The following is a 23903-nucleotide window of genomic DNA, read 5'->3' as shown; positions in this document are numbered from 1 at the left end:
TTTACCCTAGACAAAAAAGTACTCATAAAACTCTGCAACTAAGCCGCTGAATAACCAATATTTTACTTTTTTACGTCTCAAGTACCCATCATTGCGAGTGGCAAAACTGCGCAATGTCGACCATAGTCACTAAGTGCATATTCTAAAAAAACAGAGTACGACATATGACTAAAACATCATTGGCTAGGGATGCAGTTAGTCTAAACACCATTAACGAGCTCATGCTGCTCGATGGCTCTGAGTTACATGATCGAGCCACATTGGTGCTGCATACACATTTTCAAACCTGCTGTACATGCATCGTCGAGTTAGACAAATGGCATTACAGAGCTCACACCTTATCTCATGCTGGTGAGACGCCAGACAACAACGACACGGGCTATCCGCTCAGGGGAACACCGTGTGAGCAAGTGTGGAAATCAAAACAGGAATACTGTCTGTTTCCATCACAAGTGACCAAAATTTTTCCTGATGACAAGTTTCTAATTGAAAATAAGATTGATGCCTATATCGGTATTCCCCTACGTGCCAAGAATGGCGAAATACTCGGAATGCTCGTGTCTACCTTCTATTCTCCCATCGAAGATGAGGAATTCGTGATTGGCTACCACCGAATCATTGCGAACATAGTCGTTCACAGCCTGCGTAATAAGTGGTTGAGCGAACGCTCTGACAGCTTGGTTAATCAACTTAGCTATGAAGTTTCTCACGACAACCTGACTGATTTAATGAACCGCAGTTATCTAGCTGACAAATTAGAACGCTTAGTTGAAACAACCAATGAACCGTTCACTCTTGCTTATTTAGACATCGATAATTTTAAATCGATCAATGACTTATATGGGCACTATATTGGCGACCAAATCATTAAGTTTGTGGCTAATGCCATCATTAAAAGCGTTCCGGAAGAGAATTTGGCATTTCGAATCGCAGGGGATGAATATGCGTTTATCACCTTCTCTAATGATCCGTTGCAAATCTGCCGCTGTATATTGGATAAGCTAAATACAGGTTATGTCGATGCATCACATCGCATTAAAATTAGCTTAAGCATTGGCATTTCAAGGAAAACTCAAGAGACAATCACGGCCGATCAACTGATACTCAATGCCTGTTTAGCACTCAAAGAGTGTAAGCAAACTCGCGGCAGTAATATCCGTTGCTATGATACCCATCTGAGTGACCAATACCATCGTCAAACCCAAATCACAGAAGCTCTACGCCGTGAACTCAATAAGTTAACCAGTAAAAATAGTGAGCTATTTGTGGTGGCGCAACCGATCGTCAGTCGTCACCAAGAACAGTGGAACTATTTTGAGATTCTCACTCGCTGGAATAGCGAAACTCTGGGTGCGATTTCACCGATTGAGTTTATCGATACTGCTGAGCAGTCAGGTTTAATTGTGGAATTAGGAGAACGCATTGTTGAGCTGGCATGCCTAGCAAAAGTTGAGCTAGAGGAGGGCTTAGGCTACAAGGTAAAATTAGGGCTTAACTGTTCGGCACATGAACTGATCAACTCCAAGCGCTATCTCGAACACTTAATGCAAACCATTACTCAATACGGCTTTGAGCCCAATGAATTCACAATTGAGCTCACTGAAACAGTACTACTTTCACAAACCAGTGAAGTTAGATACATCTTAGATAAGCTCAGACTACTTGGTTTTACCATCGCGCTTGATGACTTTGGCACTGGCTACTCGAGCTTGAATTACATCCATAGCTACCCCATCGATTGCATTAAAATTGATGCCACTTTTATCAAAAACATGGTGTGTAACGAAACAGCGGAGCGCGTAGTTTGGTTGATTATTCAATTGGCAAATCAACTTCGAGTTGATCTCGTCGCAGAAGGGGTGGAGAACCAAGAAGCTCTGGAAAAACTCTATGCTATGGGCTGTGAACAGATCCAAGGTTACTATTTTTCAAAGCCAGAAACACCGCACTCTATCGTGACTCACTGGAACAACATGAGCCATGTACGGCGCGCATAAAAAACCCTCACTCTGAAAGTGAGGGATTACTAATATCCATTATGCTATCACATTAAGACTCTTGGTCAGCCGAAGACTCACTGGTGGCATACCGCAGTTCTTGCTGCTGAAGCATAGAATCGAGTTCATTACGCCTTGCAACAAACCCCGCCATCTCTTTTTTAGGCACTGAGTTTGCCATTGGTATGTTGGCTGTCATGGCATTCACTGCGCGATCTCGAACCATCAGCTCATAATGCAGATGAGGTCCAGTGACTCGGCCCGATTGCCCAGATAAACCGATCCGCTCACCTCGCGATACTTTCTGACCTTTACGCACTAAAATTTTACTCAAATGCAAATAGCGTGTTTTGTAAGTACTGCCATGTTGTATCACCACGTAATTACCCGCATAAGGGTGCTTACGCGTCATGATCACCGTACCATCGCCAGTCGAGAATACCGGAGTACCGACTGGTACACCAAAATCAGTACCATTGTGCGGAGCCACTCTTTTTGTGACTGGGTGCAGGCGATGCGCATCAAAGTTGGAGGTAATGCGTTTATTTGTCGTCGGATAGCGTTGAAATGCGCGCTGTAAACTATCGCCATTTTTGTCATAGTACTGCCCATCACGGTGTAAATAAGCAGAAACGTCTTTGCCTCGACTGTAGATTTTAATCGCTTGGATTTCACGGTTACCCGTCAATTTCTCACCGACAAATTGACGAGATTGAACCACTTCAAATCGATCGCCAACCCTAAGATCACGAGAGAAATTGAGTTTATCTTTAAGTAAAGAGACGATCTGTTCTATCTCAGCGCTGCCTAACCCTATCGAATTGACCGACTGAGAAAAGCTGCCTTGGATCTCGCCAACCATGGCGAACTCTTTCCATACACCCGGTATTTTAACATCTTGAAACTCATAGGTACCATCATCTAAACGTGAATATACCGCGCGCTCGACTAGGCTAAATTCTAGCTCCATTTTGGAAAGCGCATTTCCATTTTGCGCTTTCCAAAACCTGAGGATGTTGCCAGGTTTTAACGTATCCAATGCGAGGTAGTTTAAATCGGTTTCCATAATCTTCATCAAGTCTTGGTAACCAAAGCCAAGTTGATTAAAGATAGTACTTAAATTGTCACCAGATTTAATCTCATATTCAAAATCCGGAAGATTTTTTACCTCAATAGCATCAGATAAAATCGACTGAACAATTTGAGTTTCGGTAATAGAGAGCTCAATTTGGCGCTGTAAGGAGCTATCCTGAATAGACGAGGAAAATGCGATGGCCGCGACAATCGGTAGGCCAATAATCGACGCTTTTTTTGGAAGTGAAAGCTCAGAAAAGCGCAGAATGAGAGAACGAGGAAGCACTATCTATCCTGTGGATTAAGTCAAAAGAGCCTCAAGATTAAGACTTTCTGTTTCAAAAGTCACCTATATCGTGTGATTCTATGGTCAAAAAAGGCACCGGAGTGCCTTATAACAAATCAACAATTACACGTAAAAATGAGTACTGTCCTAATCATGTTTCACGCTTTCACAAGATTTATCAACAACCTATTGATAAGTCGTTACTAGGCTATTTTCCTCGCCAAAACCATTGGCAATGTACTGGTCAGCGCTAGGATCGTTAACCCATTGTTGGTCATCCAACAAGTAACGAAATTGAAATTCAGCATCTTTAGGTAAACGGGTTTTAAATTTAAAACTATTACTTTTCGCCACCTTTTTCATTGGTTCTGGTTGCCAGTCAAGAAAGTCCGCTACTATCGCAACATTGCCAGCCGTATCTGGGACGTCCACTTCAAAGGTCACTTCGACTTCTTCTTTTGTTTTAAAAAAACGTTTATTAATCATCACAAACTCCATCTCTGTATAAAAAACATCCTACCTAGTGAATCATAAGAAAATAGACTCACATCCACAACTCTAAATAGTAAAAATTCCGCCGCCGAACCACTATATTTATAACCTCCGTTGAATATTCACCCCTCTTTACAGCATTTTAAATGAGCGTAGAATCCACCGCGCTTTCTATTTTCCCCTATTTTCAATAAGGTTATCAATTATGTTTGCCGTATATGAATCCTATAAAGCCGGTCTGCTACGACCAAAACAGTGGCTAAATAATATCAGTGCAGGTTTGATTGTAGGGGTTGTCGCTCTGCCACTGGCGATGGCATTCGCTATTGCTTCTGGCGTGAAACCGGAGCAAGGGATATACACCGCCATTATTGCAGGCGTTATCGTTTCACTGTTTGGCGGCTCGCGAGTGCAGATAGCCGGCCCAACGGGCGCTTTCATCGTGATACTCGCTGGAATTGTTAGCCAGTATGGGGTCAGTGGGCTGCAGATAGCCACTATGATGGCCGGTGTGATTCTATTGGTTCTGGGGGTCGCAAAACTCGGTAGCATCATCCGCTATATTCCTGACCCCGTAATCGTCGGCTTCACCAGCGGTATCGGTGTCATCATCTGGGTTGGGCAATGGCAAGAATTCTTCGGCCTCCCCAAGATCGAAGGTGAGCATTTTCATCAAAAATTAGTGTCTATTTTCCATGCCTTTCCGCAGATGGATTGGGCCACAACAGGCCTTTCGTTATTTTCACTCGCGCTGGTTATCTTCGGTCCTAAGATCCCGAAGCTCTCGAAAGTACCAGGGCCGCTGCTTGCTCTCGTCACCGTTACCGTGTTGCAATATTTTGTTGGCTTTGAAGGGATCCGCACGATTGGATCGGCTTTTGGAGGCATACCTCAAGGACTGCCAGAGTTTTCGCTTCCAGAAGTTAGCTTCTCTCAAATTATTCTATTGATTGGCCCTGCTTTTGCGATTGCCATGCTAGGTGCGATTGAATCATTACTTTCGGCGGTGGTCGCTGATGGTATGGCGGGCACCAAACACAACTCAAACCAAGAATTAGTCGGCCAAGGTATCGCTAATATCGTTGCTCCTCTCTTCGGTGGTATTGCAGCAACAGGCGCCATTGCACGTACTGCAACCAATATACGCAACGGGGGGACAAGCCCACTTTCGGGCGTGGTGCACTCGCTCACTCTGGTCATTATCCTTATTGCACTTGCACCATTAGCCGTCAATATTCCACTGGCAGTACTCAGTGCGATTTTGTTCGTCGTAGCATGGAACATGAGTGAAGTTCCCCACTTTATTAAATTGGTTAAACGTGCACCCAAAGCCGATGTGGTTATTTTGTTGCTAACATTTGGATTAACCGTGTTTGCTGACTTAGTTGTCGCCGTCAACATCGGGGTGATCATCGCTACCCTTCACTTTGTAAAACGTATGGCATCTAGTGTTGAGGTAAAAGCCAGTACACACCATGAGCTCAGTGCTGAGCTGCTTCGTCATGGGCAAACTCAGTTACCAAGAGAGCTCGCCGTTTATGCCTTAGAAGGCCCATTTTTCTTTGCTGCGGCTGAAACCTTTGAGCGTGTGATGAGCAGCATTCAAGAGCAGCCAGAAATTTTAATTATTCGCCTTAAATGGGTTCCATTTATGGACATTACTGGCCTGCAATCCATTGAGGAAATGATCGAAAACTTCCATAAAAAGAATGTGCAAGTGTTGATCTCTGGTGCAAATACTCGTGTTGCAATGAAACTGAAAAAAGCGGGGATTGTTGATTTGGTCGGTGAAGATAATTTCTTTAGTCAATTCGATGATGCGCTCAGCGTTAGCCTACAACGTTTGAATATCAGTACAGCTCAATAAAGCTCATTGGACCTATACATTTTTGGCCTTTAGCCTACGGTTAAAGGCCTTTGACTGACCCGTCCCTCTTACCTTAACCGCCCAATTTTCCGCAGCCCTCCTTAACTCTTTTTAAAACGCACGCCTCAATCACTAACAGATTATTAACCAATGCAACAATAACAAAACAAATGACCATGTTATCTGAGAATAACAGCGCTTTTGTTTGAATACTTAACCTTGATTAATGAATAGTATTGCAAGCCATCTTAAAAATAGATATTCTTGCCTGCAATGACTAAATAGAGCTATTTAGTGCATTTTTATGCCACCAGTTGGTGACTATTGACCCGCAGTAATACGAGACACGACATGCAAGATAACGCTCAAACTATTGAAGCTCCTGTAGCACCAACACAAAGTAGCTTTTGGATGTTTTTCATCCCTTCGTTAATTGGTCTATTTTTGTTTATGGCGCCAATTAGCTACCAAGGTGACTTAACCATTCCAGTTGCCGTCCTTGCTAAATCTATCCAAGCTATTTTGGGCGATTACCTTGTTGCAATAGTGACAGTGATCATCGCCTTTATGTCTGCAGCTTCCATTTTATGTAAAATTTTTCAACCTGCATTCATTACAAAGAGTCCTTTCTTAAATGGGCTTTTTAATCCATCTGCTCTTTGGTTAGCCGTCCGTGTATTTGGTGGTATCGCCGTCATCATGACGTTTTTCCAAATCGGCCCTAAGGCTATCTGGGAAGAAAACACTGGCGGTATGGTTCTTGAGGGTTTATTACCCACTTTATTTTCTGTATTTATTTTTGCAGGGCTTTTGCTGCCTTTACTGCTTAACTTCGGGCTACTGGAGCTATTTGGTAGTTTATTAAGCAGAATCATGCGTCCAGTTTTCAACCTTCCAGGCCGTAGCGCAATCGACTGCATGGCTTCTTGGTTGGGCGACGGTAGTGTCGGTATTTTGCTGACCAGCAAACAGTACGAAAGCAAATTCTACACACAGCGTGAAGCCGCTATTGTTGGTACAACGTTTTCTGCCGTTTCAATTACCTTCAGCTTAGTCGTTATTGCGCAAGTTAAGCTAGAGCATCTGTTCCTACCTTTTTATGGCACGATTTGCCTTGCAGGCTTTGTTGCAGCGATCATCATTCCTCGCCTGCCACCATTAAGTTTCAAAAAGAACACTTATATTGATGGTACCTCTCCAGCTAAAGATGCCGATGCAGTTCCAAGCGGCCATACCTCGTTCTCATGGGGGATGGAATTAGCACTGGCGAAAGCAAGCCAAGTTAAATCTGCAAAATCGATCTTCGCTGAAGGCATGCGTAACGCTGTTGATATGGTGTTTGGTGTGCTACCTGTCGTGATGGGCTTGGGTACTCTGGCTCTGATTGTTGCAGAATACACCTCTGTATTTTCTGTATTGGGCCAACCGTTTATTCCTTTTCTAGAATTACTTGGTGTACCTGAGGCTGTTCAAGCATCTCAAACCATTGTGGTCGGTTTTGCGGATATGTTTATTCCCGCGATTCTTGCAGCTTCCATTGATAATGAAATGACACGTTTCGTGATTGCGGCCATGTCAGTGACTCAGTTGATCTATATGTCAGAAGTGGGTGCATTAATGTTAGGCAGCAAAATTCCTGTCAACATACTTGAGCTGTTTGTCATATTTATTCTGCGTACGCTCATTACACTGCCAGTGATAGCGGGTGTAGCACATCTCATTTTTTAGTAAACAATGCAGCAGTAACGGCACTAATAACATTTCAATATGCAAGTCCCCACTTATGTGGGGATTTTTTTGTTCTAAACTAAAGATTGATTCGACCAAATTAACAGAAATATAAATAGAAAATAATTTCATTGATTAAATTATCACCTTATACTTTTAGCCTATGCTCTAAGAAAAAAGCAGAAGTAAATAAGGTAGTTTATGATGAGATGGATAACCGCTTTACCACTTATTTTTTTCAGCTTATTTGTTCATGCTGCAAGCTTAACTATTACCCTCACAAACCAAGATCGGGTTACTTATTCTCTTGCACAATTGGCAGAGAGACTGCCTCGTGAAACCTTCACGACTCAGCTTCCTTGGTTACCAAAAGAAAATACTTTCACTGGTTTTAAAGTTATTGATTTAATTAATTATTTGCAAGTTGGACAGGTTTCTTCTGTATCATTTTTGGCCATTAATGATTACGCCGCTAATATTGCAATTGAAAGCTTAACTCGCTATGAACCCATTATTGCTTATCACATGAATGGCGATGAAATGAAAATAAGAAACAAGGGGCCGTTTTGGCTGATCTACAATCTAGATAAATATCCACAAATAGACAATGACATTTATTACACCCAGATGGTGTGGCAGTTAGAAAAACTATTGATTCACGGTAAATAATGAATTTTACAAAATACAGCACTTTACACCCGTTGCTATACCGAGCAAAAACACTGTTGATTGTCCTGTCAGTCGCCTTGATCGTCGCTAATTTGTATATACTTTCGACCACACGCTCTTTAGCCAACTCCTATACCGACCAACGTAACTATGCAACTTGGTATTTATTCCAGCTCACCAAAGAGTATTCTGAGCTGGTTGCTTCGATTCCTTATTACCTAGAGTCAAAGGAGAAGAGAGCGCACACTTGGCTGCAGTATGAGCTGATTTGGAGCCGTTTTGACTTGATTCTAACGAGTAAGGAATCGGATAATTTTATGGGGAGAACGGATTCCCAGCATTTCTTTAAGAACAACTTTGATGATTTCAAAATATTAGAAAGCTTATTGCTGGCCGTTAAAGATCAAAAGTCATTGGCTGTATTTGAAAAACATGCTCGCTTGATTTACGACCAGATTATCGGCTATGTAAACCAAAACTTTCAACTGCAAAGCCCTATCTATCTCGAGCAAAAAGAAAAAGCAAATAGGCTAACACAGGTACAATTTCTGCTGATGTTCTTGATGCTAGGTTGCATTGGCTTAGTTAGCTATATTTTTCATAAAGAAGCGGTTGCTCAGCGTACCTTAGCGTTAACTGACCCTCTAACTGGGCTTGCTAACCGCCTTGCTATGTTTGAAGAGCTGAATCAAATTTCTACCAACAACCCCTTCTCTCTCTTTCTTCTCGACTTAAATGGCTTTAAGCCCATTAACGACCAAAATGGTCATAAAGCAGGGGACAGTGTATTGCAGCAAGTAGCATTTCGCTTAACACATTCGATTCCAACCTTTGATTATTCGGTATTTCGTATGGGGGGAGATGAGTTTGCCCTAATCATCCATAGCGTAGATGCGATGGAACTGAGCATTATGCAACGCCACATTAAAGCGTGTTTTAAAGAGAATTTCTTCGTGGATAATGGAGTGGGAGCAAAACTTTCAACCAGTATCGGTATTGCCTCTTTTCCTAAAGATTCAGCCAATATTAATCAATTAATACATATTGCGGATAAGAATATGTATGCAATGAAGTTTCTACAAAAAAGCCCCTCTGTATGAGGGGCAAAGTTACCATCGCTTTATAGTTATAATGAGTCCGATATTATTCCAGGTTAGTCGCTGCAATAAGTGACTAGCCGAAATCGCCATTGACATATCCCATGGTTCTATCATCTTTAGGATTGTTGAAAATCACTTGTGTATCATTGTGTTCAACCAATTCCCCCATTAAGAAAAACGCCGTGCGATCAGAAATACGACGCGCTTGCTGCATTGAGTGCGTGACAATAACGATGGTGTAATTCTTTTTCAGCTCTTCCATCAATTCTTCAATTTTGTGTGTTGCAATCGGGTCAAGGGCGGACGTTGGTTCATCCATCAAAATCACATCCGGCTCCATCGCTATCGTACGTGCGATGCACAAACGCTGTTGTTGACCACCAGAGAGACCAAACGCATGCGACTTCAAGCGATCTTTTACTTCATTCCACAACGCAGCGCCGCGCAATGAGCGCTCAACCACTTCATCGATGTGCTTTTTATCTTTAATCCCTTGTGCGCGTAACCCATACGCCACGTTTTCATAAATACTCATTGGGAACGGATTTGGTTTTTGGAACACCATTCCCACTTTGATACGCAGATCTGCAACATCAATATTGCCGTAAATATCTTGCCCATCCATCGCCAATTTACCGGTGATAGTCACGCCTTCAATGAGGTCATTCATTCGGTTCAAACAGCGTAATAAAGTCGATTTCCCGCAGCCAGAAGGGCCAATCAGCGCTGTCACTTGACGAGTTGGAATAGGCAGGTTGATTGATTTTAGCGCTTGGTTATCGCCATAAAAAAGGTCTAGGTTTTCAATATTAAATTTGTTCATTCTTGTTATCTCTCAAAATTCTGTAAATCGCGCCCAACGCTCTGCTTAATAAGAAGCGGTATTAAATCGTCTTGCGATTAGCTTCGTCACCATGTTGATCAGTAGCACAACCACAATCAGCACGGTTGCTGTGCCGTAGGCTTGATTCCACTCTTCAACCGTGAACAGCTCTGTTGTGAGCTTGTAAAGGTGAACGGTTAGGGTGCGGCCTGAATCGAGCAATGAATCAGGAATACGTGCCACCATTCCTGCGGTTAAAAACACAGGGGCCGACTCGCCAATAACACGACCAATACTCAAAATAATTGACGTAAGGATGCCGGGCATTGCACTTGGCAAAATCAGACGCCAAATGGTGTATATTTTTGAGGCTCCAAGACCATAAGAACCTTCGCGATAAGTTTGGGGGACGGCCATCAACGCTTCTTCTGTGGTCCGAATGATCACAGGCAAAATCAAAATGCTGAGCGTTAGCGCTCCCGACAAAATAGAGAAGCCTAAGCCTAGAATCACCACAAAGAAGGTCATGCCAAATAGACCAAAGATAATGGAGGGGATCCCCGCCAAAGATTCGGTACAAAAGCGGATCACTTTCACCAAGCGGCTACCGATTTTGGCGTATTCGGTAAGATAAATCGCCGTCATAATACCCAACGGGGCGGCCACCGAAATAGAAGCGATCACCATATAAATCGTCGATATGATCATCGGGAAGATCCCGTGTTCATTGCCAGTACGGGTGTAATCGTCAGTAACGAAATTCCAATCTACGTGTTGTAGCCCGTTAGAAAGGATGTACCAGATAATCCAAAATAGGAAGCCGACTGTTACAGCGGCCGCAATCCAAATAGATATTTTCAATACGTTATCTTTTAGCTGGCGGGCACGTTTTAGTTTTACTGTATCCATCACTATTATCTCGCTCTCTCACGGTTTAAATAGAGCAATGTGGCATTCAAGATCATGATGAATGCCAATAGCACAACGCCTGTTGCATAAAGCGCACTGGCATGAACACCACTTGCGTAAGACATTTCAATCGCAATATTGGCTGTCAGCGTGCGTGCTGAGTCTAAAATACCTTCAGGCATCGCTGGCGCGTTGCCCATCACCATAATAATGGCCATGGTTTCACCGAGCGCACGCCCAATTCCTAAGATGACGCCGGTCATAATTCCGGAGCGAGCTGCCGGTACCAGCAATTTGAAGATGGTAAAAATACTGGATGCACCTAATGCCAAAGAACCTTCTTTGTACGCATGAGGGACTGCGCGAATAGAAGTCTCGGACACGGTAATCACCGTAGGTAAGATCATGACACCAAGCACAATAATGCCCGCGAGAATGGTATTGCCCGCAGGAACTTGGAAAATGTCCTGAATCAAAGGAACAATAATCACAAGACCAAAGAAACCATAGACCACGGAAGGAATACCAGCGAGCAATTCAACGGCTGGGCGAATGATATTCGCGACACGTTTTGGTGCGACTTCGGCAATAAAGATAGCGGTGAGTACGCCCACAGGCACACCAACGATAACCGCACCAAACGTTGAAACCACAGAAGCGACAATCATAGTTGCCACACCATACAGAGCTGGCGGCAACCAATCTTGTCCAAGGACGATACCCGAGATACCCACTTCTTGAAATGCGGGAATACTTTCGCGGAAAATGAAGTAGGCAATGATGGCAAGAGACACAATGCCAATAATGGCACTGGTAAGAAACAACCCGTGGAAAATGCGCTCTTTCCAGTCCACACGCTTTTTAGCACGAAGTGCACGTTTGGAAGCTTGCGTAGAAACGTTGTTCATAAGCTTTTCACTATTTGTTGCGATGGTCATAGTATCAATCTCACTATTCGATGGAATCGACGTGGATAGAAAAGGCTCAGCCCCAACGATGGGCTAAGCAAACTTTTAAAGTTATTTCCCCAAACAACTTGAAGTGGCGACTAAACAGCAAGTCAGTGAATTCCCATCCACATGGATAAAGCATGTGATTGGGCTGGACGAAACAACGCCGCTGCAACTTCAAGTCGAATGGGAGAGTCAATTAGTTCACTGCGATATAGTGATGTTCTGCAACGAGTTTTTGAGCTTCAGGCGTTAGCATCCAATCAAGGAACTGTTGCGTTTGAGCGGATGGTTGGCCTTTTTTGTACAGTACAAGGAAAGGACGAGCCACTTTGTATGAACCATTTTTCACGTTATCTACCGATGCATCAGTACCGTCTACCGCTAAGGCATGAACCGTGTTATCAACGGTGCCAAGAGAGATGTAACCGATGGAATAAGGGTTAGACGCAACCATAGTTTTCAAACTGCCGTTACCGTTAGCTACTTGAGCTCGTTGAGAGATAGCAGATACCGTCTTGTCTGAGATTTTTTTTGTCAGTTTCATAATCTCTTCGAATGCACCACGAGTCCCTGATGCGGTATCGCGAGTAATTGCAACGATAGGTTTGTCTTCACCACCGACATCTTTCCAATTCGTGATCTCGCCTCGGTAAACGGCAGAGACTTGTTCAGCACTCAACCCTTTTACTTTATTGCTTGGATGCACAACCACCGCTATACCATCAAGCGCGATCTTTTCTTCAACTAATGATGCTTCTTTTTCTGAGCTTTTTAGGCCACGTGAAGACATACCAATATCCGCACTGCCGTTCTTAGCGGCTTTAATACCCGCCGAAGAACCTGGGCCTTGAACCTCAATAAACACGTCCGCGTTTTTCTTCATATATGTTTCAGAGAAAACTTCCATCAATGGCGTTACGCTGCTAGAGCCAACAGCAGAAATGGTTTCTTTTGCAAAAACTGGGTTAACTGCCAATGCACCTAAAAGAGCGATTGCACCGATTACTGTCTTTTTCATCACAAATATCCTTAAGAGGCTTTATTGCCGTTGTGTATTGAACGAAACTCACTTTAGGACGCAAATATGACAGTTGTGTTTCACTTAGTTTAAAACTAGATGACACAGTAAAATATTTTAGGAAAACAGAGGAAGGGCAGCGCATTTTTGAGTGCATCACTTAAGATCAATCTGAAAAAATTGGCAAAGTCATTAGGTGCCGCCGCGAGTCAGAAATTATCCATTGATTACCCAACCACCAGCAGAGCACCCCATTCTAAGTTCGGTTTATAGGGGTGAATTTTATGAACGCTCAAATACCGGTTTCGCCAATTTTCTCAGCAGATTCGGCTTTTTCACCACCAGATAAACAGCCGTAACGGCAAGGCAGAAGCCCGCAACACCAAACCCATCCAATGATTCATCAAAAGCAAGCCATGCTTGAATGGCGGTGGTTGGTGGTACAAGATAAAACACCGAAGCCACACTTGAGGCCGCACCGTGTTCAACCATATACAACAGCAATAAAATAGAGACACATGACAGCACCACAACCAGCCATACCAGTGTCATGATAAAGGTCGGCGTCCATTGCACTTGCATGGTTTCAAAGCTCCAAGCCCAAGGTAAAAATAGGCATAACGCAGCCACATATTGCACGGTAGCGCTGCCAATCATATCCACACCTTGGCAAAATTTTTTCTGATATAAGGTACCGAGCGTGATGCCGAGCAGAGATAACAAACACAAACTAATGGCAGGCCATTTGTGTACTTCCGATTGCCACTCAATGTTACCCATCAAAACGAGACTTATCCCAGAAAACCCAAGAGCTAACCCTAACCACTGCGCCAGATTAAAGCGCTCTGTACTCATAAAAACCAGCAGCAGCGCAGTCAAAATGGGTTGCGTCCCCACCAGCAGAGCACTTAAACCTGCTGGCATTCCCCAAGAAATCGCTTGGTAGGTTCCGCCCAAATAGCAACCATGAATCAACACGCCCGTTATACAGGAATGCCACAAATGGCGACCACGCGGAATGCGCCTTTTGAGCAATAACAGCAAACCAATAAAAAGCACCACGTTCGCCACCATGCGCAGCGTGAGCAGCGTGGCAGGTTCCGCATACATTAAGCCAAACCTTGCGCCAACGAAACCAGATGCCCATAGCACGACAAACAAGAACGGGATCATTCTTACAAACATCACAAAATTCCTAGCCACAATCGATTCTATGCTGCTACTTTATTTGGGTACAGTTATGCGTAAAAGGCACAGATTTGAATAATTTAGTGGGTACAGAATGAAAAGTAAGCTTAAAAACACGGATCCTAAATATACTGAACCTAAATATACTGAGGTAAAACGTCATCTTAAGCAGACCATCGACGATGGTTTATTCCACGCACACGATAAAATGCCTTCCATTCGCCAGCTATGCGAACAATTGTCTGTCAGCAAAAATACCGTTATTCGTGCTTATCAAGAGTTAGAAGCGATGAATGTCGTCTACTCTCAGCCTCGTTCAGGCTATCGAGTCCAAGGTGCTGTAACCCCTTTGGAAATTCCGCTGCCACAACCCAATAGCATTGACCTGCTCTCTTTATCTAAATCAATTTTGGTTCAACCCACAGTGAAACATCACATGCCCGCAGGTTCAGCGCATCCTAATACGCAAGGCGCCGCGATTCGTAGTTTGTATGCAGAAATTGGCCGCCACAGCCGCCAGCAAACGCACATTCCTAGCCACTATCAGCTACCGCCAGGTAATAGCCATTTAGTCAAACAACTGCTAAAAATATCGCAAGATTTGGGCCTACAAATCAAAGCACAAGAAATCGCCATTACGCATGGCGGTCAGCAGGCCATCAGCCTCGCATTTCGTGCATTAACCAAGCGCGAAGACATTGTGGCCGTTGAGTCACCTTGTTATTTTGGCACGCTGCTGTTGCTTGAATCATTAGGCTTAAAAGTGGTGGAGATCCCCAGCCATAGTGTCGAAGGCATCGACATCAGCGCCCTCGAACAAGCGCTATCTCAATGGCCGATTAAGGCGATTCTCGTCACGCCGAATTTTAACAACCCAATCGGTTCACAAATGCCTCTGGAAAAACGTAAACAGCTTTTGGCTGTCAGTGGTGATACACCAATTATTGAAGATGATGTGTTTGGTGGCCTGTATTTTCAAAAGCCGATACCTTGCTTGAAGATGCTGGATGGCAAAGGCCGCGTTATTTACATCAATTCGCTCTCCAAAACCTTGGATTCACGGCTGAGGATCGGTTGGATCATCGCGGGAAAGTATCAAGCACAAATAGAAAAGATATTGCTCAGCGAGAATATGGGCAGCTTGAATTTAATCCAATCAGCCGTAGCGGAATTTCTCGAAAGTGGTAAGTATCGTCAACATCTAGCCAAAATGCGCCGCACTTACCAACTGAACCAGCAGCGCTTTGCCAAATTGCTCACCACCTCGCTCAATCACTACCCGTCGCTGCAAGGGCAGTTTCAATTAAGCCGACCTGAAGGTTCATTTTTATGCTGGCTGACACTTCCGTCATTCATCGATAGTTTTGAGCTTTATCAACGTGGCCTGCAAAACAAAATCAGCCTCCTGCCGGGGCATCTTTTTGCAACGCAGGGACAATTCCAACACTGTATCCGTTTCAGTGTAGCGAACTTTGAAGACAACATGGCATGGCAGGAAAGCATAAACAAACTGACCGAACTGATTCATCTCGCGGCATCAGATCACAAGACGTAAGCATACGCATTTTAAAAAATTGCTGACTAACCACTTGTATTGCAACAAAGTCGGCATAAGATGAATGCCTTAGTTCAATGAAGGTTTGCTATGAATAATCAATTATCATTAAGAGCGTTAGAGCGCGGTGACTTACGCTTTATCCATGATCTCAATAACAACCGCAACATTATGTCTTACTGGTTTGAAGAGCCTTATGAATCTTTTGATGAGCTGGAAGAGCTGTACAACAAGCACATTCACGATAACGCCGAGCGTCGGTTTGTGGTTGAGAACCGAGATAAGGAACTGATCGGTCTCGTTGAATTAATTGAAATTGATTACATTCACCGCAGTGGAGAGTTTCAGATCATCATCACGCCAGAGCACCAAGGAAAAGGGTTTGCACAAACCTTGATCAACAAAGCCTTAGACTACTCTTTCACCATTTTGAACCTACACAAAATCTACCTGCATGTGTCGACGGAAAACGAAAAAGCCATCCATTTATACCAAAAAGCCGGCTTTGTTGAGGAAGGGCACTTAGTTGAAGAATTCTTCATTAATGGCCAATATCGTGACGTAAAGCGCATGTACATTTTGCAAAACGCGTATCTTAATAAGCCCGCGTAACGTCATAGGAGTGAATAATGGTCACTTGCAGTCAATATGATTACATTGAGCTCGCGTGTTTGTTTCATTTGCCCGTCAAGCTCACCTTAAAAAATGGTCTTACCTATTCAGGTACCGCGATGGACACTCTGCGCAATGAACACCAACAAGAGTGCATTGTGTTGAAAAATGAGCAAAGTGAACACTTAATTGAAACCAATGCCTTATTGATGATGGAGGCATTAAGCTCACATCCTCATTTTACCCTGATCAAATTTGACTGATAAAAGAGCGTGGCAGCACAAAAGCCACGCTTACTTATTAGCTTTTTTGCGTTAACTGGCAATATCGAGCTTGTTGCCTGTCACGCCATTAATGCGAAACCACCCAGCGATGCTGAAACGCTCAGCATTGGTAGGTTGTACTTCATGCGGAAAACGTTCGGATAAAAAGACCAGTAAACGCCCCGCTATCGGCGCAACCGTCGCGAGATACTGATCTTCAACATCGTAAATAACCAACTCACCTGCATCAGTACCACACCACCGATCATTCATATAAAATACCGTCGTCAGTTTGCGGCTGGCGTTACCTGTAAAGGCATCGAGGTGTTTTTGGTAGAATGCCCCTATTTCATATTTGGCAAAATGAGCTTCGTATTCAAATAGCCCAAGAAAAAAGTGGCGGTTAACCTCTTGCCGAATTTGCTCCATACGTTGCAAATAGTCTTGCACAGGCAGGCCCATGCTGTTTTCAATCCACTGGATTTTATCGTTGCGTATTTCAACCTCTAATTGCAAGGCATCGTGCCTGCCAATTCGCGCCACTTGTAACTGCGGTGGCGTACACGCTCGTAGGTTTTTGGTTTGCTCTGGTGTTAAAAAGTCATCCCATATGTACCAACCTTGATCGGCAATTGCGTCCATCAATTTATCTAACGACATTTTCACACTACATATAACAAAAGTGCTGTGGTTATATCGATAGCAAGCCATAACAACAAATCGGTGTTTCGATGCTTAAGACAAGGCGAATTTGTGGAAGCCCAAACGACCCATGATATTTATAATGTAAATATTAGATCATTAGCTTCCTATAATGATTTAATGCCTCGTTTTTCACTATGATGACTCTGCACCGATATTACATTAACTATAGAGAGGCCATCATGAATCTACGACTCCTCCCGCTATCCTTTACCATAATAAGTACACTGGCTACTGCAGGAGCAAACATACAATCAACTAGCTCATTATCATTAACTGTGCCTAGCCCTAACGTTAAATCAGCAAGTGAATTTACTGTCGAAAAAAATGCCCAATTAGCAAACTACCTGGACTTTGCCAATACCCGTGATTTTGAAGATGCGACTCGCGGCTTCATTGCGACATGGCCAGAAAGTACGATTAAAGACAAAAACGGCAATGTTGTATGGGATTTTACTAAGTTCGATTTTGTCAATACCGACCACAACATTGATACTATTAACCCTTCTTTACAACGCATGGCTAAACTCAATAATCAGCATGGTTTATTCAAGGTTAAAGAGGATATATACCAAATCCGTGGCTTTGATTTGTCTGTGATGACCTTTGTCCGCGGTGAGCACGGTTGGATAGTAATAGACCCTCTGCTGTCGGAAGAAACCGCTAAAGCGGGGATTGAGCTGTTACGTCAACACGTTGAAGATGCACCAGTTTCAGCGGTGGTATTTACTCATTCTCATATAGACCACTTTGGCGGCATTTGGGGAGTCACGAATAAGAAAGATATTGAAAGCGGTAAGGTTCCCGTTATTGCTCCAAAAGATTTCTTTGAACATTCAATTTCAGAAAATGTGCTAGCGGGTAATGCCATGAGCCGCCGTGCTAGCTACATGTATGGCAATATGGTCGAAGCCGGTCCTACTGGTAAAGTTGATGGGGGATTGGGTAAAACAACGTCAACTGGTAAACCAGGCATTGTAGAGCAAACTATGGAAGTTTTGGATACGGGTGAAATTCATCAAATTGATGGTGTTGAAGTCGAATTCCAAATGGCAAATGGTTCCGAAGCACCTTCAGAGTTTATATTCTACTTCCCTAAACACCGCGTCTTAATGGCATCTGAAGTGATGACCCATACCATTCATAACATCTCTACATTACGCGGCGCGCGAACTCGTGACGCCAATGCATGGGTGGCTTATGTAGATGAGTCGTTAGAAATGTTTGCAGCTAAGTCTGATGTGATGATTGGTTCTCACCACTGGCCGACTTGGGGAACGAACAACATCACCGAGCAGCTTGAAAAAACACGCGACATGTACAAATTTGTTCACGATCAAACGCTACGTTTAGCCAACCAAGGTTACACACCTAACGAAATTTCAGCATCCATCACGCTGCCAGAATCACTTGATAAAGCTTGGTATAACCGTGGTTACTACGGCACAGTGTCGCACAACGCTCGTGCCACTTATGACTTTTATTTCGGCGCATGGTGGGACGGCAACCCAGCCAACTTAAACCCACTCACACCATCGGAGCAAGGAGCAAAATACGTTGAAGCCATTGGTGGTGAAGATAAGGTTATCGAAATCGCCAAACAAGCGATTAAAAATGGCGAGTACCGCTGGGCTGCCACCTTGCTGAACAACGTGACATTTTCAAACCCAGAGAATATGGACGCTCGCTACTTAGAAGCTGATGCTATGGAACAACTGGGCTACCAAGCCGAATCTGGCCCTTGGCGTAATTACTACCTGATCGGCGCTAAAGAGCTACGCCACGGTTTCACACCAGCGGCGACCCCAGATACAACAGCGATTGTTGCCAATATGCCAGTATATTCTGTATTAGAATCATTAGCGGTTCGTGTAAAACCAGACCTTGCTAGTAACATGAATATGACGGTTAACATCAAAGTGAAAGGTGATGATCAAACGACAAATGGTCAATATGCATTGAAGCTATCAAACGCGGTATTAAAAACTTATCAAAATCGTCAATTTGACCAAGCTGATATTACGTTAAGCTTCTCACATGAGACCTTTGTTCAGCTTCTGACAGGCACAACGTCGTTACCAGACGCAGTAAAAGGCGGTAAATTCACTGTCTCAGACCAGACGAAGTTTGACAAATTTATTAGTATCCTTGACACGTTCGACAGCAATTTCGGCATTGTAACACCTTGATTTAAATTACGCTTAATATGATAAAGCAGCCTAATCTCGGCTGCTTTTTTTATTGTGATAGTGCGGAAATTAAATGCCTCAACCACTGGTTAGCTGGATTCAAATTCATTTTACTCAACCAAACCATATGTGAGTGAAGAAGTTGGTCTTCAAAGGGAAACGGAAGAATGTTCAATTGAAAGACGTGCTGGTACTGCTGTGCAAACGTCACCGGCACAACCGCAACTGCATCACTATAAGAGACAGCCGCTAACATACCAATTAACGACGAATGTTGACTGTATACCTGCCGCACAGGCACCACTTCTTTCACAAACCAATCGAGAAAAGGGAGCTGTGAACGACGCATTTTCAACAATACATGTTTTTCTTGTAAGTATTCGACCTTGCTTAAAGCTTGCTTGAATAACCGAGAATGACCTTTACGAACAACACAGCACAAATGATCTTCTTTTAGGAGAGTTGATCGAAATATTTTACTCTGAGGCGCTTCGACATCGATCACTAAATCGACTTTTTCTAGCTGCAGTTCTTCATACAAACGCTCTTCATTAGATGGCGGCTCCATCAATACCACATCAATACTCATGTCTATCAATGACTGATCCAATCGTTGCCGCAACACATGAATTTGTGCCTCATGGCAATAGACTAAAAATCGGCGAGTCGATGTTTTAGGATCAAACTGGTTGATGCCTTGCAGCATTGATTCCACTTCCATTAATGGAGATTGGATACTTTGATACAAATCTTGAGCAAAACGTGTCGGTTTAATCCCTCTTCCTGTTCGGATAAAGAGATCGCCTCCTACCTGCTCTTTTAGACGAGCTAAAGCGTTGCTCACTGCTGATTGAGTTAAATCTAATTGCTCGGCCGCTTTGGTTACCGACTCCGTCTGATAGGCTGAAATAAAAACTCTTAGTAGGTTGAGATCAAATTTTCGTTGTACTTTCATTACACCAACCAGAGTTGTGTTTACATAAAGTTCACCCATAGTAATCTCTGGATTTTAGATTGGAAATAGCCAATCATGCATCGAGCGATATTCACACCTATCTCTAGGAGAGACATTTTATGTACATCACCACCACTCCGACAATTGAAGGAAAAAAATCGTACGTTACTGCGGCATAATTACAGGCGAAGCTATTTTAGGTGCCAATATTTTTAAAGATATTTTCGCAGGAATACGCGATATTGTCGGTGGACGATCTGCCACCTATGAACAGGAACTACAAAAAGCAAGGATGATTGCACTAGAAGAGTTGGAGGCTCGAGCTAAAGAATTAGGCGCAAATGCAGTTATCGGTGTTGACCTTGATTATGAAACATTTGGAAAGACCAACGGTATGCTGATGGTATCAGTCAGTGGAACGGCCGTGATTGTGGAATGACCAAACGAGTAAAAGGGGCGAAGATCTGCCCCTTTATAACCTTAACTACTTGAAAGTCAAATAAAGTAGAGTGATTAATCTAACCGCAGGGTTACACCACTGTAGTTACTATAGCCTTTGAGCATCACATGGTAGGTGGTTCCTGGTGTTGCAGAAATTGTGCACTGTTCATTGTTGCCCGATTTGTAAGGGCGACAATCCCACGAAGAAGTGGTTGGTTTGCTGCCGGCTTTGACATACAAATCAGCATCACCTGAGCCCAAACTGATCGAAACTTTAGCGCTGGTTGAGCTTGCGACCGTAAAGGTATAGAAGGCTTCGGAGCTTCGCGTACCTTGTAACCCTATTACTGGTTTGCCTTTTTCTAGCACATTCTCCGTTGGAGGCACTACGCCACAGCTAGCATTTACGCCCACTTGGTTAAAGGCATCAACCACATCCGCTTTGTTATAACCTAAGTCTTGTGCCGCTTTTGCGACGCCACATCCACCTTGGTCAAAGGTACTGTTTGCTGTCCAATATAACTGGTTAGCGACGGTGAACACTTCAAAACCTTTACGAACCGACCAATTGGCTTTGTTGGCTAGCAAATAATACGCGCGATTAAACACACCACTTGAATAGTGAACATTTAATCCATTGTAGTATTGAGAAGCGTGATCGATAGAACGGCCATCTTTTGACGGTTGATCAAAATAACGTAAGCCACCGGAAGATTTGAAAATGTCGCTCCCGACCACCCAGTCAACGCTGCCTTTCATATAAAATTCAGCTGCTTCCCCAGCAATATCAGAGAACGCTTCATTGATACCACCAGACATATTTTGGTAAACAAGTCCTGAGTTCTGCTCGGTAAAACCATGGCTTACTTCATGCGCACTGACGTTGATATCCACTAATGGATAAAATGTATTTTGGCCATCACCAAAGGTCATGGACGATCCGTTCCAGAAGGCGTTTTCATAGTTGCTATCATAATGCACACGCATAGTTAGCTGGAAGGTTAATGGAGTGGTGTTCATCCAGTCTTTGTACATATCGAACACCACTTTGCCAAAGTAGTGTGCGTCATTAAGCGGTGAATAAGCGCCATTAATCGCTTTGTAATCGTTGTAATTACTCGCGTCGGTACATGAATAGCTGAACGTTGAACCACCCGATGTCGCATGCTTCATATCCACGGTTTTTACAGCGCTATTCATCATGCTGCAGGTGTTGCCTACTTTATTTATCACTAACCCTGGGAAATCTGTTCCGTACTGATAAAAACCTGTCTTCTGATTTCCACCAGGTCCAGTACCCGTCGCCTCTGCATGGTTTAACCCTTCCCAAGTTTGTAATACGTCACCAGAATTCGCATCAATAAAGAAAAATGGCCGTGCAGGCTCATTGGTTGCAACAAAGAAGTCGACTAAATAAACCATTTGAGCCATTTGGTTTTCGTCCAAACGCACCATCAATTGAGCACGCTCGTTTTCTGTAACAAGATCCGCACTCGTTAGTGACGGGTTTTGTTGTTGGTAATGCGTAAGTGCAATACTAACCGCTTGCTTTTGTTCAACTTGTGGTGAAGTACTTACCACATCAGAATCAATTTGCTGCGCCATCATGCCGTAAACTTGGCCGATACCTTTCTCAGTTTGCGTTGCTACGACTGACGTATTAAAGACCGGTAAACCATGATACATCTGCTGGTAACGAACTTTGACTTTACCATTAGGTAGAGTGACGCTTTTTACCACCTGAAAGCCATTTTGTGTTGGCACAATACTGCGAGCCTGCATGGATAAAGTTTGTTCTAGTAGACTTGGATCATCAACCTGCACCATTTTCGCGGCTGATACTGGTAGTGCTGCGCTGATAGAGGCTGCGAGGAATAGCCACTTCATTTGACGTTGTACTTTTTTCATTTCTCAATCCTAGAGAGTTATTATTAGCATCCGCTGACGACTTACATCCAATCAACCACCAGCGACGTGACTGCGAATGATTCGCTCATTGAAAATGGATCAAGAAAACCAACTTCGCCAGTAGCACGGAAAAATAGTGCAAAACGAGCGTCAAATAAAATGGTCACAAAAAAGACAATAGCCAAAATAACTCGAAGATTTATTACAATAATTAACTTATATATTAACGAGATAAACATAAATGATAATTATGTGTACATTTAATAGTGCACATAACTATCAATATAATTTTTGCTTGAAATTGAAAAAGGCAGCGCTCGCTGCCTTCTATTAATCACCTTGCTACCACTAAAACTTATAACCAGCGCCTATCATAAATACCCAAGGATCAATGGTCACATCAGTTCTCTGCTCGACACCTTGATACTTATAAGTCGCTTCAGTTTCAATATCGGCATACCAAACTGATGCATTCAAAAACCACTGTTCGTTGAGCATATAATCAAATCCTGCATTGGCCGCTAGGCCCCAAGAATCTTTGAGTTTGAGATCCGTTAAATCGGTATTTTTTCCATTAAAACCTTCATCGAAGAACATGGTGTAGTTAATGCCCGCTCCAACATAAGGACGGAATTTCGATGACGCTTCACCAAAGTAGTATTGCAACATAAAAGTCGGCGGTAGATGTTTTGTTTCAGCAATGTCACCTAAGTTCAAAAGATTGGTTGAAATAGTATGGCTAAAAGGTGTAGCCGCTAACACTTCAAAGCTAATATTGTTGGTGATCATATAGCCTATTGTTAAGCCAAGCTGAACGTTTGAGTCCACAGCAAGCTCTTCATTTGAGCCTAAAATACCATCGCTGCTATCATTGGGCACCACAGCGGCAAGACCGGCACGCACAATAAAGTCACCTTCTTTGTGGGCAAAAACATTCGTAGAAACAAGAGCAGAAAGCACGGCAAGGCCGCAAAGTGTTTTTTTCATTGTGATTTCCTTTTTGTAGGGCGGGGTAATAGTTTTTATTTGCGCGCACAGTAGCACATAAAAACCATACTTTTTTGATGGAAATCAATTTGTAAAATTTATCGCCGATCAGCTTACAACTCTGCAACCTTGATCACTTTTCTAGGCATAAAAACACACAGTCATGTAATGCGTTTTTTATGTGCAT

At 43.2% G+C, this 23903-nt stretch carries 21 protein-coding genes and 1 pseudogene; 10 read left to right on the top strand and 12 right to left on the bottom strand.

Features of this window, described 5'->3' with window-relative positions:
• The first annotated feature begins 164 nt into the window (after window positions 1–164).
• Window positions 165–1997: a putative bifunctional diguanylate cyclase/phosphodiesterase gene (locus AACQ75_RS01640; RefSeq protein WP_013868105.1), complete on the top strand. Its 1833-nt coding sequence runs from the start codon at window positions 165–167 to the stop codon at window positions 1995–1997.
• A gap of 52 nt (window positions 1998–2049) precedes the next feature.
• Here AACQ75_RS01640 and AACQ75_RS01635 read toward each other — a convergent pair whose 3' ends face one another.
• Both AACQ75_RS01635 and AACQ75_RS01630 read right to left on the bottom strand, forming a co-directional pair.
• Complete coding sequence (locus AACQ75_RS01635; protein ID WP_017050287.1) at window positions 2050–3357, bottom strand: peptidoglycan DD-metalloendopeptidase family protein; 1308 nt, start codon at window positions 3355–3357, stop codon at window positions 2050–2052.
• Between the two features lie 186 nt (window positions 3358–3543).
• Window positions 3544–3843: an isoamylase early set domain-containing protein gene (locus tag AACQ75_RS01630; protein WP_026028657.1), complete on the bottom strand. Its 300-nt coding sequence runs from the start codon at window positions 3841–3843 to the stop codon at window positions 3544–3546.
• A gap of 211 nt (window positions 3844–4054) precedes the next feature.
• On the opposite strand from AACQ75_RS01630, the gene AACQ75_RS01625 reads away from it, so the two are divergent.
• The 4 genes from AACQ75_RS01625 (at window position 4055) to AACQ75_RS01610 (ending at window position 9213) form a co-directional block, all read left to right on the top strand.
• Window positions 4055–5716 (top strand): SulP family inorganic anion transporter, encoded by a 1662-nt coding sequence (locus tag AACQ75_RS01625; protein WP_019281935.1) that lies wholly within the window; start codon window positions 4055–4057, stop codon window positions 5714–5716.
• Window positions 5717–6067: 351 nt separating this feature from the next.
• Window positions 6068–7444: a YjiH family protein gene (locus tag AACQ75_RS01620; RefSeq protein WP_026027937.1), complete on the top strand. Its 1377-nt coding sequence runs from the start codon at window positions 6068–6070 to the stop codon at window positions 7442–7444.
• 201 nt (window positions 7445–7645) lie between these two features.
• Window positions 7646–8113: a molybdopterin-dependent oxidoreductase gene (locus AACQ75_RS01615; RefSeq protein ID WP_170889364.1), complete on the top strand. Its 468-nt coding sequence runs from the start codon at window positions 7646–7648 to the stop codon at window positions 8111–8113.
• The gene (locus AACQ75_RS01610; protein WP_088733527.1) at window positions 8113–9213 is read left to right on the top strand and encodes a GGDEF domain-containing protein; all 1101 of its coding nucleotides are present in this window, start codon (window positions 8113–8115) and stop codon (window positions 9211–9213) included. The genes AACQ75_RS01615 and AACQ75_RS01610 overlap by 1 nt, the downstream gene beginning before the upstream one ends.
• A gap of 73 nt (window positions 9214–9286) precedes the next feature.
• Here the strand turns inward: AACQ75_RS01610 and pstB are convergent, their stop codons facing one another.
• The 5 genes from pstB to AACQ75_RS01585 form a co-directional block, all read right to left on the bottom strand.
• Window positions 9287–10036: a phosphate ABC transporter ATP-binding protein PstB gene (gene pstB / locus AACQ75_RS01605; RefSeq protein WP_013868112.1), complete on the bottom strand. Its 750-nt coding sequence runs from the start codon at window positions 10034–10036 to the stop codon at window positions 9287–9289.
• Window positions 10037–10081: 45 nt separating this feature from the next.
• Entirely contained in the window at window positions 10082–10945 is an 864-nt protein-coding gene (gene pstA, locus AACQ75_RS01600; RefSeq protein ID WP_026027681.1) for a phosphate ABC transporter permease PstA, read from the bottom strand.
• A gap of 5 nt (window positions 10946–10950) precedes the next feature.
• Window positions 10951–11883, bottom strand: a complete 933-nt coding sequence (pstC, locus tag AACQ75_RS01595) for a phosphate ABC transporter permease subunit PstC (protein WP_017045968.1) — start codon at window positions 11881–11883, stop codon at window positions 10951–10953.
• Between the two features lie 211 nt (window positions 11884–12094).
• Window positions 12095–12916 carry a phosphate ABC transporter substrate-binding protein gene (locus AACQ75_RS01590; protein ID WP_026027935.1) on the bottom strand — a complete coding sequence of 274 codons (822 nt, stop codon included), beginning with the start codon at window positions 12914–12916 and terminating at the stop codon, window positions 12095–12097.
• A 282-nt stretch (window positions 12917–13198) separates the two neighbouring features.
• Window positions 13199–14101: a DMT family transporter gene (locus AACQ75_RS01585; RefSeq protein WP_026027683.1), complete on the bottom strand. Its 903-nt coding sequence runs from the start codon at window positions 14099–14101 to the stop codon at window positions 13199–13201.
• 97 nt (window positions 14102–14198) lie between these two features.
• Between AACQ75_RS01585 and AACQ75_RS01580 the strand changes: the two genes are divergently transcribed.
• The 3 genes from AACQ75_RS01580 to AACQ75_RS01570 all read left to right on the top strand — a co-directional run bounded on the left by AACQ75_RS01580 (window position 14199) and on the right by AACQ75_RS01570 (window position 16534).
• Window positions 14199–15659: an aminotransferase-like domain-containing protein gene (locus AACQ75_RS01580; protein ID WP_170889363.1), complete on the top strand. Its 1461-nt coding sequence runs from the start codon at window positions 14199–14201 to the stop codon at window positions 15657–15659.
• 90 nt (window positions 15660–15749) lie between these two features.
• Window positions 15750–16271, top strand: a complete 522-nt coding sequence (speG, locus tag AACQ75_RS01575; protein WP_013868118.1) for a spermidine N1-acetyltransferase — start codon at window positions 15750–15752, stop codon at window positions 16269–16271.
• Window positions 16272–16288: 17 nt separating this feature from the next.
• Window positions 16289–16534: a Rho-binding antiterminator gene (locus tag AACQ75_RS01570; protein ID WP_017045964.1), complete on the top strand. Its 246-nt coding sequence runs from the start codon at window positions 16289–16291 to the stop codon at window positions 16532–16534.
• 51 nt (window positions 16535–16585) lie between these two features.
• Here the strand turns inward: AACQ75_RS01570 and AACQ75_RS01565 are convergent, their stop codons facing one another.
• Window positions 16586–17194 carry a 2OG-Fe(II) oxygenase gene (locus AACQ75_RS01565; protein WP_170889362.1) on the bottom strand — a complete coding sequence of 203 codons (609 nt, stop codon included), beginning with the start codon at window positions 17192–17194 and terminating at the stop codon, window positions 16586–16588.
• A 224-nt stretch (window positions 17195–17418) separates the two neighbouring features.
• Between AACQ75_RS01565 and AACQ75_RS01560 the strand changes: the two genes are divergently transcribed.
• The gene (locus tag AACQ75_RS01560; protein WP_170889361.1) at window positions 17419–19425 is read left to right on the top strand and encodes an alkyl/aryl-sulfatase; all 2007 of its coding nucleotides are present in this window, start codon (window positions 17419–17421) and stop codon (window positions 19423–19425) included.
• Window positions 19426–19474: 49 nt separating this feature from the next.
• Here AACQ75_RS01560 and AACQ75_RS01555 read toward each other — a convergent pair whose 3' ends face one another.
• Window positions 19475–20380, bottom strand: a complete 906-nt coding sequence (locus AACQ75_RS01555) for a LysR family transcriptional regulator (protein WP_249339392.1) — start codon at window positions 20378–20380, stop codon at window positions 19475–19477.
• A gap of 119 nt (window positions 20381–20499) precedes the next feature.
• Between AACQ75_RS01555 and AACQ75_RS01550 the strand changes: the two are divergent.
• Window positions 20500–20819, top strand: a pseudogene (locus AACQ75_RS01550) (heavy metal-binding domain-containing protein).
• A 74-nt stretch (window positions 20820–20893) separates the two neighbouring features.
• Here the strand turns inward: AACQ75_RS01550 and empA are convergent.
• The 3 genes from empA to ompW all read right to left on the bottom strand — a co-directional run bounded on the left by empA (window position 20894) and on the right by ompW (window position 23716).
• Window positions 20894–22729 (bottom strand): zinc metalloprotease EmpA, encoded by a 1836-nt coding sequence (gene empA / locus AACQ75_RS01545; protein ID WP_170889359.1) that lies wholly within the window; start codon window positions 22727–22729, stop codon window positions 20894–20896.
• A gap of 41 nt (window positions 22730–22770) precedes the next feature.
• Window positions 22771–22914, bottom strand: a complete 144-nt coding sequence (locus tag AACQ75_RS01540; protein WP_019281242.1) for a hypothetical protein — start codon at window positions 22912–22914, stop codon at window positions 22771–22773.
• A 163-nt stretch (window positions 22915–23077) separates the two neighbouring features.
• Window positions 23078–23716, bottom strand: a complete 639-nt coding sequence (gene ompW, locus AACQ75_RS01535; protein ID WP_088733533.1) for an outer membrane protein OmpW — start codon at window positions 23714–23716, stop codon at window positions 23078–23080.
• Window positions 23717–23903 lie beyond the last annotated feature (187 nt).

The organism is Vibrio sp. B1-2 (assembly GCF_963888445.1).
Classification (GTDB): domain Bacteria; phylum Pseudomonadota; class Gammaproteobacteria; order Enterobacterales; family Vibrionaceae; genus Vibrio; species Vibrio anguillarum.
The sequence above is the reverse complement of the archived record's forward strand: the minus strand, read 5'-3'. Positions and strand labels throughout refer to the sequence as shown.